Source organism: Streptomyces sp. NPDC052299, from assembly GCF_040679335.1.
Lineage (GTDB): Bacteria > Actinomycetota > Actinomycetes > Streptomycetales > Streptomycetaceae > Streptomyces.
Genome location: NZ_JBFAUP010000006.1, coordinates 239,704 through 251,382, shown reverse-complemented (window position 1 = coordinate 251,382; position 11,679 = coordinate 239,704). Strand labels below are relative to the sequence as shown.

Genomic DNA, 11,679 nt, shown 5'->3' with positions numbered 1-11,679 from the left:
GCGTCAGCGTACGCACACGCCTGGTGGACAGTACGTAGCCCCCGCCTCGACCATGACACCGAGTCAGAAGCGGTACGACGGGGTGCGGCGGCGCGAAAGGTGGCCACGATGGCCTACGGGAACACGGACGGCGGTACGGGATCTGCGGGCGGTACGGAGCCGGAGGCTTCGGACAGTCTGCGCACCTTCGGCGCGGTCGTCCATGCCCTGCGCGAACACGCGGGCCTGAGCCGCGAGCAGTTCGGCAAACTCGTCGGCTACTCGAAGCACACGATCGCCTCCATTGAGCAGGGCCGACGGTGGCCGGAACGCGGCTTCGTGGAGAGCGCGGAACCGGCCCTCGGCAACACGGGGGCCCTCCGCAAGGCCGCGCCCTACCTGACCCGGCAGCCCGGGCTGGCGAGTTGGTTCGTGCAGTGGGCACGCCTGGAAGCGACCGCGATCAGCCTTTACACGTACGACTGCCGGGTGATTCCGGGCCTGTTGCAGACCGAGGCGTACGCACGGGCCATCTCGCTCGACGTGCCGCCCTTGCCGAACCCTGAGGAGTTGGAGCAGCGAATCGCGGCACGGTTGGCCCGTCAGGAGCTGCTGTCCATCGACCGGAGGCCACCCACTGCGTTCAGCTTCATCGTGGAGCAGTCGGTGCTGGAGCGGCACACAGGCGGGGACGACGTCACGCGTGAACTCCTGGATCACTTGATTGAGTTGATCGAGGGGAACTGGAACGTGGAGTTTCAGATCATGCCCACGCGTCAGCCACACCACGCAGGCACGGATGGCCCGATCCTGTTGGCGGAGACGCCCGAACACCGATGGTTCGCCTACTCGGAGGGTCAGCAGAACGGGCGGCTGATCTCCGATCCGAAAGAGATCAGCATCCTTCAGCAGCGGTATGCGAAACTGCGCTCACAGGCTCTGAGCCCCGAGGACTCGCTGAGCCTGCTGAAGCGAATGCGAGGAGCGCTATGAGCACGTCCAGCCTGACCTGGTTCAAGAGCAGTTACAGCGGCTCGCAGGGTGACGCCTGTGTCGAGGTGGCGATGGACTGGCACAAGTCGAGCTACAGCGGTTCCGAGGGGGACAGCTGCGTCGAGGTCGCCACCTGCCCCGCCGCCGTCCACGTCCGCGACTCCAAGGACCAGCGCAGCCCCGAGCTCGCCCTCTCGCCCACGGCCTGGGGCGAGTTCGTCGCGTACGCCGTCCAGGGCTGAGCCCCGCGCAGTGCCCCGCACCGGTGGTGCGGGGCACTGTCATGTGCTCAGCCGACCGGCAGCCCCGGGGCCGGGTACGCGTCCATCAGCTCCTTCACCTCGGCCCGCACCTTCCCGACCGTGTCCTCGTCGCCCGCCCGGGCGGCCGTGACCACGCGGTCGATCCACTCCGCGATCCGGGCCATCTCCGAGACCGGGACGCCCCGCGACGTCAGTGCGGGCGTCCCCAGGCGGATGCCCGACGGGTCGAACGGCTTGCGCGGGTCGTACGGGACGGCGTTGTAGTTGGCGACGATGCCCGCCCGGTCCAGGGCCTTCGCCGCCGGCTTGCCCGGGACGTCCTTGGCCGTGAGGTCCACCAGCAGCAGGTGGTTGTCCGTGCCGCCGGAGACCAGGTCGAAGCCCCGGGCCGCCAGCTCCTCGCCCAGTGCGCGGGCGTTGGCCACCACCGCGTGGGCGTAGGCGCGGAAGTCCGGGGTGGCCGCCTCCTTCAGGGCCACGCCGATCGCGGCCGTGGTCTGGTTGTGCGGGCCACCCTGGAGGCCGGGGAAGACGGCGCGGTCCAGGGCGCGGGCGTACTCGGCGCGGCTGAGGAGCATCGCGCCGCGCGGGCCGCGCAGGGTCTTGTGGGTGGTCGTGGAGACGACGTCCACGTGCGGCGCGGGCGAGGGGTGGGCGCCGCCCGCGACCAGGCCCGCGATGTGCGCGATGTCCGCCACCAGGACCGCGCCCACTTCGCGGGCGATCTCCGCGAAGCCCGCGAAGTCGATCGTGCGGGGCACGGCGGTGCCGCCGCAGAAGATCAGCTTGGGCCGCTCGGCGAGGGCCAGGTCGCGTACCTCGTCCAGATCGACGCGGCCGGTGTCGCGGCGCACGCCGTACTGCACGCCGTTGAACCAGGTGCCGGTGGCGGAGACGCCCCAGCCGTGCGTGAGGTGGCCGCCCATGGGCAGGGCCATGCCGAGCACGGTATCGCCGGGCTTGAGGAAGGCCAGGTAGACGGCGAGGTTGGCCGGTGAGCCGGAGTACGGCTGGACGTTGGCGTGGTCCATGCCGAAGAGGGCCTTGGCGCGCTCGGCGGTCAGCGTCTCGACCTGGTCGATGACCTGCTGGCCCTCGTAGTAGCGCTTCCCGGGGTAGCCCTCGGAGTACTTGTTCTGAAGCACGGTGCCGGAGGCTTCGAGCACGGCGGCGGAGACGTAGTTCTCGCTGGGGATCAGGCGCAGGGTGTCCGCCTGGAGCTGCTCCTCGGCGGCCACGAGGGCGGCGAGTTCGGGGTCGGCGCCCGCCAGGGCGGGGTGGCGGGGATGTGCGGGTACGGACGCGGTCACGGGTTCCTCCCGGGTCGGTCGCATGGCTGCGGCGTGGACCCGGATGCCCAGGCGGACGGCTCTCCGGCATGACGCCCCCGGGGTGTGCCGCTCCCTCGTGGTCGATTCCACTGAGCACCTTGCGAGAAGGTGCGCGCCAGTCGCGGCCCTCCGTACCTTACCGCGCACCCGGGCGAGGGGCACAATGATCATCTACCCGGCAATTTCGGGTGAACCGGCTCTCGGCCGGGCGTACTTGGCTGTTTCTTGGCCAATGCATGCCCCCTGCATGAATCGTTCCTCGCCACAGTGGCGCATTACATGTGCACTTCATTCGGCACATGCTCCGCACGCGAGACCCATATCGCAGGGGGTTGTTGTTTTGATATTCAGCCGCGCCGGACGACGTGCCGGGCTGAGCATGGCAGTGACACTGCCGCTGCTCGCCGGGGCGCTCGCCCTCGGGATGCCCGACGCCAGTGCCGACTCCGCGCACAGCGGCCGGGAGGCGCTGCAGGGCACCAAGCCGTCCTGGGCCACGGCCACGGCCGACCAGGGGGCCGCGTCCGACAGCGCCAAGGTGTCCGTCCGGGTGCACCTGGCGGGCCGGGACGCGAAGGGCCTCGCCGCCTACGCCGCCGCCGTGTCGGACCCGGACTCCTCCTCGTACGGGAAGTTCCTGACCCCCGCGCAGGCCAAGGCCCGGTTCGGGGCCACCCAGGAGCAGACCGACCAGGTCCGCCAGTGGCTGGAGGCCGGTGGGCTGACGGTCACCGGGGCGAACGAGCACTACGTCTCGGCCACCGGCGACGTCGCCGCGGCCGAGAAGGTGTTCTCCACCCAGCTGCGCAACTACCGCAAGGGCGGACGCACTTACCGGGCCCCCTCCGCCACCGCCTCGGTCCCCGCCGCGCTGGCCGACGCCGTGCTCGCCGTGTCCGGCCTGGACAACGCCCCGCACACCTCGCGCCACGACGACGTGCTGCCGCCGCCGGACGCGGTCTTCCGCAACTCCGGCCCGCTCTCCACGTACTTCGGGCAGAAGACGGCCACCACGCTGCCGGACGCGTACGGCTCCAAGGCGCCGTACGCGGTCAAGGGCTACACCGGCAAGCAGCTGCGTGCCGCGTACGGGGCCGGGAGCTACACCGGTAAGGGGGTGACCATCGCCATCACCGACGCGTACGCCTCGCCGACCATCGCGAAGGACGCCGCCGAATACGCCAAGCGCAACGGCGACGCGCCTTACAAGCGCGGCCAGTTGAGCCAGGTGCTGCCCGAGGACTACACGAAGACCGAGGAGTGCGGGGCGTCCGGCTGGTACGGCGAGGAGACCCTCGACGTCGAGGCCGTGCACGCGGTCGCGCCCGCCGCCGACATCGTGTACGTGGGCGGCGCCTCCTGCTACGACAACGACCTGCTGGACTCGCTGAACAAGGTGGTCGACCACCACCTCGCGGACATCGTCTCCAACTCCTGGGGCGACGTCGAGGCCAACCAGACCCCGGACCTGGCGCTCGCCTACGACCAGGTGTTCAAGATGGGCGCGGTCGAGGGCATCGGCTTCTACTTCTCCTCCGGTGACGCGGGCGACAACGTCGCCTCGACCGGCACCAAGCAGATCGACGTCCCGGCCAACTCCGCCTGGGTGACCTCGGTCGGCGGCACCGCGCTCGCGGTCGGCAAGCACGACAAGTACCTCTGGGAGACCGGCTGGGGCACGCTCAACGCCCCGCTGGCCGCGGACGGCCGCAGCTGGACCGGATTCCCCGGCGCCTACACCTCGGGCGCGGGCGGCGGCACCAGCTCCACCGTGAAGCAGCCGTCCTACCAGCGCGGGATCGTGCCCGACTCGCTGGCTCAGGCGAACGGGAAGACCCGGATGCGCACCGCCCCGGACATCGCGGCCGTCGCCGACCCGAACACCGGCTTCCTGGTCGGCCAGACCCAGACCCTGCCCGACGGCTCGCTGGGCTACGACGAGTACCGCATCGGCGGCACCTCGCTGGCGGCCCCGGTCATCGCGGGCATCCAGGCCCTCGCGCAGGAGGCCCGGCACGGGCGTCCGATCGGCTTCGCCAACCCGGCGATCTACGCCCGGTACGGCTCGAAGGCGTACCACGACGTGACCGACCACCCGCTGGGCGCGGACCGCGACCTGGCCGTGGTCCGGGTGGACTACATCAACGGGTACGACGCGGCGGACGGTCTGCGGACCACCGTGCGCAGCCTGGGCAAGGACGCCTCGCTGGCGGCCGTGCACGGCTACGACGACGTGACGGGCGTCGGCACCCCGGCCGCCGGTTATGTGAGCTCCTACCGCCGGCGCTGACCGCCCGGCGCTGGGACGAGCGGGGCCGGTCACCGATCACGGTGGCCGGCCCCGCGTCCATGACGGGGGCAGGCGTCAGGCGTCAGGCCGAGGCGCGCTTGCGGGACGCCGCGCTCTTCGACCCGCTCTGCTTCTTCGCCGTCGTCTTCTTGGCCGCCGTCTTCTTCGCGGTGCTCTTGGTGGCCGTCTTCTTGGCCGCCGGCTTGCCCTTGCCGCTCGACGTGGACTTCTTGCCGCCGGTGGACTTCGGCGAGGAGGCGGACTTCTTGGCGGCGCCGCCCGACGACTTGCGGTCCGCCAGGGAGGTGACGTCCGCCACGGACTCCTCCCCCTCCTCGCCCCGGGCCTCCTTCGCCGCCTTGACGCTGCTCTCCAGGGCCGCGAGCAGGTCGATGACCTTGCCGCCCCCCTTCGCGCCCTTGTCGGCCGGCTCCGGCGCCTCGCCCGACGCCTTCGCGGCGATCAGTTCCTCGACGGCCTCCCGGTAGTCGTCGTGCAGCGAGTCCATGTCGACCTCGCCGAGGGTGTCCATCAGGGCGTCCGCGAGGTCCAGCTCCGCGTCGCGCACCGTCACGTCGGACTCCGGGGCGACGCCCTCGGGGGCCCGGATCTCGTCCGGCCAGAGCAGCCCGTGCATGGCGATCACGTCGTCCACGACCCGGAGCATGCCGAGCCGCTCGCGCCCGCGCAGCGCGTACTTGGCGAGGGCCACCTTCCGGCTCCGCTTCAGGGCCTCGCGCAGCAGGGTGTAGGGCTTCGCCGCCGGGACGCCGTTGGCCGAGAGGTAGTACGCCGCGTCCATCTGGAGCGGGTCGATCGCGTCGGCCGGGACGAAGGCCACGATCTCGATCGTCTTCGCGGTGGGCAGCGGCAGATGGCTCAGGTCCTCGTCGGTGATCGGGATCATCGTGCCGTCGGCGTCCTCGTACGCCTTGCCGATCTCGGCGGAGGTCACCTCCTCCCCGTCCAGCTCGCACACCTTGCGGTAGCGGATGCGCCCGCCGTCCTCGACGTGGATCTGCCGGAACGAGATCGAGTGGTTCTCGGTGGCGTTGACCAGCTTGATCGGGATGCTGACGAGCCCGAAGGAGATGGCGCCGTTCCAGATGGACCTCACGATTCACCCCTTGAATCCGCATATGCGGAGAAAGATGCGTTATGCGTGTGATTCTTATCGTATGACGCCGATCACCGAGGTGGAGGGGCGACGGCTGTCCCTGAGCAATCTGGACAAGGTGCTGTATCCGGCCACCGGCACCACGAAGGGCGAGGTGCTGCACTACTACGCGGCCACGGCGGCCGGGGTGCTGCTCGCCCATCTGCGGGACCGGCCGGTGTCCTTCCTGCGCTATCCGGACGGGCCGGAGGGCCAGCTTTTCTTCACCAAGAACCCGCCGCCCGGTACTCCGTCCTGGGTACGCCGGGCCCCGGTGCCGCACCGCGAGAGCGAGCCGTCCGAACAGGTGGTCCTGCAGGACCTCGCCTCGCTGATGTGGGCCGCCAACCTGGTGGTGGAGTTCCACACCCCCCAGTGGCGGGCCGAGACCCCCGCGGTGGCCGACCGGCTGGTCCTCGACCTGGACCCGGGGCCGCCCGCGACGGTGGTCGAGTGCTGCCGGGTCGCCCTGTGGCTGCGGGAGCGGCTGGCCGAGGACGGCCTCACGGCGTACGGGAAGACCTCGGGCGCCAAGGGCCTGCATCTGCTGGTCCCGATCGTCCCCACCGACTCGGCGGCGGTGTCGGCGTACGCGAAGGGGCTGGCCGTCCGCGCGGAGAAGGAGCTCCCGGACCTCGTGGTGCACCGGATGCGGAAGGCGCTGCGGCCGGGGAAGGTCTTCGTCGACTTCAGCCAGAACGCCGCCGCGAAGACGACGGCCACGCCCTACACCCTGCGCGCCCGCGCCGAGCCGGCCGTCTCGGCGCCGGTGACCTGGGCGGAGATCGAGGGCTGCCGCTCCCCCGGCGATCTGGTGTTCCTGGCGGACGCCATGGCGGCACGCCTCGACCGGCACGGCGATCTGCTGGCCCCACTCTGCGAACCGGAAGAGGGGCGGCCGCTTCCGCACGCGTAGCCGCCCCCGCGCATACCGCACGGGCGCGACTCTGTCATGGCGCAGAGCAAATCCTCGCCGGACGGGACCGGATCGCCCGGGCCGTGGTGCACACTCTGCGCAGACACTGCGTGTGTGACGTCGGCGGGGAGGCGATGGCGTGTTCGCGGGGATCGAAGAGGTCGACTGGGCCTCGATGAGACATGCCTACGGACCGGCGGACGACGTGCCGGCGCTGCTGCGGGGGCTGGCCTCCCCCGATCCGGCGGAGCGGGAACGGGCGCTGGACGGGATGTACGGGGCGGTGCACCACCAGGGCGAGGTCTATCCGTGCACCCTGGCCTCCATCCCCTTCCTCTTCGAGCTGGTCGCCGATCCCTGGGTGCCGGACCGGGGCGACATAGTCGAGTTGCTGACCAGCATCGGCGGCATCGACCTCGGGGCGGACGACGAGGCGGAGATCGGCGAGGACGAGGCGGAGGGCGCCGCCAACTACGCGATGGCCGCGGCGGCCGTCACCGCCGGTGCCGGGGTCTTCTTCGCGCTGCTGGCCGACGAGGACCCCGGTGTACGGCTGAGCGCCCCGCTCGCGCTGGCCGCCCTGCACGACGACCCGGCCAGGGTGCTGGCCCTGCTGCGGGCGCGGCTGGCGGCGGAGCGGGACGAGGAGGTGCGGCTCGCCCTGGTCGAGGCGGCGGGACGGCTCGCCCTGCGCCACCGGCCGCTGGCGGGTCCGGTCGCCGACTGGCTCGGCCGGCTGGCGAGGGACCCCGGGCCGCCGGGGCTTCGGCTCGCGGCCCTGGCCCAGCTGGCGCGCTGCGCCCCGGGCGCGCTGCCGGGCGACGTGGTGCCCGTGGTGACGGGCCTGCTGGGGCAGCTGCGCACCTCGTCCTCCGGCCCCGGCGGTCCCCGGGCGCGCCCCGTGGAGCCGCCGGGGCCGGAAGCCGAGGCGGTCCCGCTCACCCTGCGGGGGCAGGTGCGGGCGCTGTCCGCCGAGGAGACGGCGGGGCGGGCCGCGCCCTGGACGGCCGATCTGCTGCGCGCGCTGCACACCGGGCTCGACGACCGGGTCGCCGAGCGGACCGCGCTCCTGGCCGACCAGCTGCGCAGCCCCGACCCCTGGCAGCGCGTCGACGCCGTCCGCATGAGCGACCGGCTGATCGGCGGCTGGCGGGGTTCGTACGCGGAGCTGGTGCGGCTGGTGGGCGAGCAGCTGGCCGCGCCCGAGCCGAGGCTCGCCGAGGCGGCGGCGCACCTGCTGGAGGGGCTGTCCGGGCTGGCCGCCCCGGCGGCGGACGCGCTGGCGGCGCGGGTCGCGGCGGACCCCGGGGACTGGGTGCGGACCTGTCCGGACGGGCGGACCCGGCTGGGCAGTGCGGCGACGGCCCTGGCCCGGCTGGGCGACCCGCGCGCCCTGCCCGCCCTGACGGCGGCCCTCGGACATCCCCTGGTGCCGCCCGAGCTGGAGACCGGGGTCGCCCGCCTGGGCGAGGCGGCCCGGCCGCTGACCGGTGCGCTGCAGCGGCGGCTGGGCGAGGCGGTGCTCGACGAGTGCGCGTTCGACCGGGTGGGGCCGCTGCTGGGCGCGCTCACCGCGCTCCGGGCGGGCGCGGCGGCCCCGGAGGTGCTGCGGGTGCTGCGCGGGGCGCCGGAGTCCGGCGGCGAACGGCTGCGCACGGCGGCGTTACGGGCGCTCGGCGCCTTCGGGCCCGCCTCGCTCTGCGCCGTACCGGAACTGCGGGCCCTGATGCGGCGGACCGGCACGGTGGAGGCTGCGGAGGCGGCCGGGGCGCTGTGGGCGGTGGAGGGGGACGCCGACGCGGTGCTGCCCGCGCTGACCGCCGGTCTTGCCGCCTGGGACGTGGACGCGCGACGGGCGGCGGCGGGCGCGGTGCGGCGGCTCGGCGCGCGGGCGGCGGCGACCGCGCCCCGGCTGCGGGAGCTGCTGTACGAAGGGAACGTGTGGCTGAGGGTGGACGCGGCGATCGCTCTGTGGGAGGTTTCCGGTCGTGCCGAGGAGTCCGTCCCGGTGCTGCTGGCCGCCTGGGAGCAGAACCGGCGGGTCCGGGTCCGGGTGGCGGAATGCCTGGCGCGGACGGGGCCCGCTGGTGCAGGGTCGGACGCGGCACGTGTGCTGCTCGCCGAGCTCACCTCCGTACGCCGTCACAACGCGCCGGAAGGCGCCTACGGCAGCCACGACACGTACACCGACGAAAAGCTGCTGGCGCTCTGCCGCCGGGCGCTCCCGGGGAACACGGGGAAGGAATCGACATGATCATTTTCGGCACGCGGGGCTATCTGTACCAGCTGGCGATCCTCACGCTGGTCTGCGGCTGGTGCGGGAACCCGGCGGCGCACACGCTGCGCAAGCGGGTCACGAAGTTCACGCTGTTCTTCGTGCCGCTGTTCCCGATCTCGACCTCGTACGCCACGCAGTGCACGTTCTGCGGCGGCGAGCAGCGGATACCCAAGGAGCAGGCCGACCAGCTGCTGTCCCAGCAGATGGCCTCGCAGGGCGGGAACCCGTTCGGACAGGCGCCGCAGCAGGGTTACGCGCCGGGCGCCCAGGGGCCTTCGGGGCAGGGGCAGAACCCGTACCAGCAGTAGGCGGCGCCGCCCTGACCGGGCGTCAGCACCGAATGCGCCATCAGCACTAAATACACATAAGAGACTTCCTTCCGCATAAGGTCGGCGGGGTCGGCCCGTCCGCCCGCCGGGAACGGAGGAAGTCATGCGTCTGCGGCTGCCCGCCCTGGTGACCCTGGGGGCCGTGCTGCTGGCCGGCTGCGGTACCGGCGGGGAGCTGCGGAGCGCCGGGCGGGCGGCGCCCGCGCACGGCCCGGTGCGGCTGTGGCCGACGCTCCCCCCGGCGTCCGCCGCCCCCTACGACTACGGCGAGGGCGAGACCGCGCGCATCCCCGGCATCCGGGTCACCGGTGGCGACGTGCGCCGGCTCGACCCGGTCGCGGTGGTGCGGGCGGGCCTGAAGGTGCCGCCCGAGCGGGCCGGGGAGGGCGGCGAGCTGCCGGCCCGGACGGTGGAGCTGGTCGAAGCCTGCCGGTCGGCGCCCCGGACCTGCCCGGTGCTGCCGCCGTACTTCCGGGACCTCACGGGCGACGGCCGGGACGAGATGGTCCTCGCGGTCCGCATGCCCGGCCGCCAGCTGTCCGTACGGGTCTACATGCCGGAGTCCGGCGGGCTGACCCGGATCATGTCCACCTCGGACGCCGTCATCAGCGTCCAGCTCGCCGGGCTCGACCTCATCATGCGGGCGCCGTCGGCGATCACGGGCTACGAGTACCGCACGGCCTGGTCCTGGGACGAGCGGCAGCGCGCGATGCTGCCGACGCAGGACGAGATCCTGCGCACCCGCGACGGCGGACGGCGCACGCCGGTGCCGCGCCCCTCCGCCCCGCGCACGCCCCGGCCCACGGCCTCCCTGTCGGCGGAGCGCAGGTGAGCCGCCGGGCGCGGGCCCCGCGGCGGCGTTCCCGGCCGCGCCTCCCGGCCTGGACCGCGACGCTGACCTGGAAGGCCGCGGTGTTCATCACCGTGATGTGCTGCGGGCTCGCCGCGCTCCTCGGCGTCCTGGTGCACACCGCGGTCACCCGCCAGACCGTCGGGCACGCCCGCGAGAAGTCCCTCACCCGGCTGACCGAGGTGTCGCGCGCCTACGAGGCCGGCGAGGCCCTGCCGCCGCGCTCCGGGGTCGATCCGCCGGAGCTGCCCGGGCCGCTGCGGGCGCTGGCCTCCGGCGGGCGGCGCGGGACGATGGTCGGCCGGCTCGCCGGGCGGCCCGTGATGTGGGCGGCGGCCCCGGCGGACGGCGGGCACGCGCTCGCCGCCTGGACGGACTACGCCCAGAGCGCCCGCACCATCAACGGCCTGGACGGGGCGATCTTCGGCTCCTCGGTGCTGGCGATCGGCGCCACGCTGCTGGTCGGCGCGTTCGCGGTCACCCGGGTCACCCGGCGGCTGCACCAGACCGCGCGGGTGGCCCGGCGGATCGGGGCGGGCGACCTGGACGCCCGTGTCGACGACCCGCGCACGGCGGACCCGTCGCGGCGGCAGGACGAGGTCGCCGTCGTCGCCGGGGCGCTCGACACCATGGCCTCGGCGCTCCAGCGCAAGCTCCAGGCGGAACAGCGGTTCACCGCGGACGTGGCGCACGAGCTGCGGACCCCGCTCACCGGTCTGTCGGCCGCCGCCGAGCTGCTGCCGCCGGGCCGCCCGTCCGAGCTGGTGCAGGACCGGGCCCGGGCCCTGCGCGCCCTGACCGAGGACCTGCTGGAGATCTCCCGCCTGGACGCCCGCACCGAACACGTCGATCTGGCCGTCCACGAGCTGGCCCCGCTCGCCGCCCGCGCCGCGCAGGGCACGGACACCCGGGTCGAGGTCACCGGGGAGCCGGTGCGCGTCGAGACGGACAGGCGGCGCCTGGAACGCGTCCTGGGCAACCTGATCGGCAACGCCCACCGGCACGGCAGGCCGCCCGTGGTGCTGACCGTCGACGGGCCCGTGGTGACCGTGCGGGACCACGGCGACGGCTTCCCGGCCTACCTGACGGAGGGCGGCCCGCAGCGCTTCCGCACCGAGGGCGGCGGCAAGGGGCACGGCCTCGGGCTGACCATCGCGGCCGGGCAGGCCGAGGTGATGGGCGCGGTGCTCACCTTCGGGAACGCGCCGGACGGCGGGGCGGTGGCCCGGCTGACGCTGCCCCGCTACGCGGGACCGGACGGCGAGGGGCCGCTCGTACGCGCCGCGACATAACC

At 73.4% G+C, this 11,679-nt stretch carries 10 protein-coding genes and 1 riboswitch; of the genes, 8 read left to right on the top strand and 2 right to left on the bottom strand.

Annotation, left to right across the window (positions count from 1 at the left end; translation table 11 throughout):
• Positions 1–108: 108 nt before the first annotated feature.
• A complete protein-coding gene (locus AB0L33_RS12965; RefSeq protein ID WP_365680547.1) occupies positions 109–972 on the top strand; it encodes a helix-turn-helix transcriptional regulator in 864 nt (287 codons plus the stop codon).
• Positions 969–1,214, top strand: coding sequence for a DUF397 domain-containing protein (locus tag AB0L33_RS12960; protein ID WP_365680545.1), 246 nt, complete (start codon positions 969–971; stop codon positions 1,212–1,214). The genes AB0L33_RS12965 and AB0L33_RS12960 overlap by 4 nt, the downstream gene beginning before the upstream one ends.
• A 47-nt stretch (positions 1,215–1,261) precedes the next feature.
• Here AB0L33_RS12960 and glyA read toward each other — a convergent pair whose 3' ends face one another.
• Positions 1,262–2,569 carry a serine hydroxymethyltransferase gene (gene glyA / locus AB0L33_RS12955; protein WP_365680543.1) on the bottom strand — a complete coding sequence of 436 codons (1,308 nt, stop codon included), beginning with the start codon at positions 2,567–2,569 and terminating at the stop codon, positions 1,262–1,264.
• 14 nt (positions 2,570–2,583) lie between these two features.
• Positions 2,584–2,699, bottom strand: a riboswitch (ZMP/ZTP riboswitch).
• A gap of 246 nt (positions 2,700–2,945) precedes the next feature.
• Between glyA and AB0L33_RS12950 the strand changes: the two genes are divergently transcribed.
• Positions 2,946–4,856, top strand: coding sequence for a S53 family peptidase (locus tag AB0L33_RS12950; protein WP_365680541.1), 1,911 nt, complete (start codon positions 2,946–2,948; stop codon positions 4,854–4,856).
• Positions 4,857–4,938: 82 nt separating this feature from the next.
• Here AB0L33_RS12950 and AB0L33_RS12945 read toward each other — a convergent pair whose 3' ends face one another.
• Positions 4,939–5,973 carry a Ku protein gene (locus AB0L33_RS12945; RefSeq protein ID WP_365680539.1) on the bottom strand — a complete coding sequence of 345 codons (1,035 nt, stop codon included), beginning with the start codon at positions 5,971–5,973 and terminating at the stop codon, positions 4,939–4,941.
• Positions 5,974–6,034: 61 nt separating this feature from the next.
• On the opposite strand from AB0L33_RS12945, the gene ligD reads away from it, so the two are divergent.
• The 5 genes from ligD (at position 6,035) to AB0L33_RS12920 (ending at position 11,677) form a co-directional block, all read left to right on the top strand.
• Positions 6,035–6,928: a non-homologous end-joining DNA ligase gene (gene ligD, locus AB0L33_RS12940; protein WP_365680537.1), complete on the top strand. Its 894-nt coding sequence runs from the start codon at positions 6,035–6,037 to the stop codon at positions 6,926–6,928.
• Between the two features lie 139 nt (positions 6,929–7,067).
• Positions 7,068–9,182, top strand: a complete 2,115-nt coding sequence (locus AB0L33_RS12935; RefSeq protein ID WP_365680535.1) for a PBS lyase — start codon at positions 7,068–7,070, stop codon at positions 9,180–9,182.
• Positions 9,179–9,514: a zinc-ribbon domain-containing protein gene (locus AB0L33_RS12930; RefSeq protein WP_365680534.1), complete on the top strand. Its 336-nt coding sequence runs from the start codon at positions 9,179–9,181 to the stop codon at positions 9,512–9,514. The genes AB0L33_RS12935 and AB0L33_RS12930 overlap by 4 nt, the downstream gene beginning before the upstream one ends.
• Positions 9,515–9,638: 124 nt before the next feature.
• Positions 9,639–10,367: a hypothetical protein gene (locus AB0L33_RS12925; RefSeq protein ID WP_365680532.1), complete on the top strand. Its 729-nt coding sequence runs from the start codon at positions 9,639–9,641 to the stop codon at positions 10,365–10,367.
• Complete coding sequence (locus AB0L33_RS12920; RefSeq protein WP_365680529.1) at positions 10,364–11,677, top strand: HAMP domain-containing sensor histidine kinase; 1,314 nt, start codon at positions 10,364–10,366, stop codon at positions 11,675–11,677. The genes AB0L33_RS12925 and AB0L33_RS12920 overlap by 4 nt, the downstream gene beginning before the upstream one ends.
• Positions 11,678–11,679: the final 2 nt, after the last annotated feature.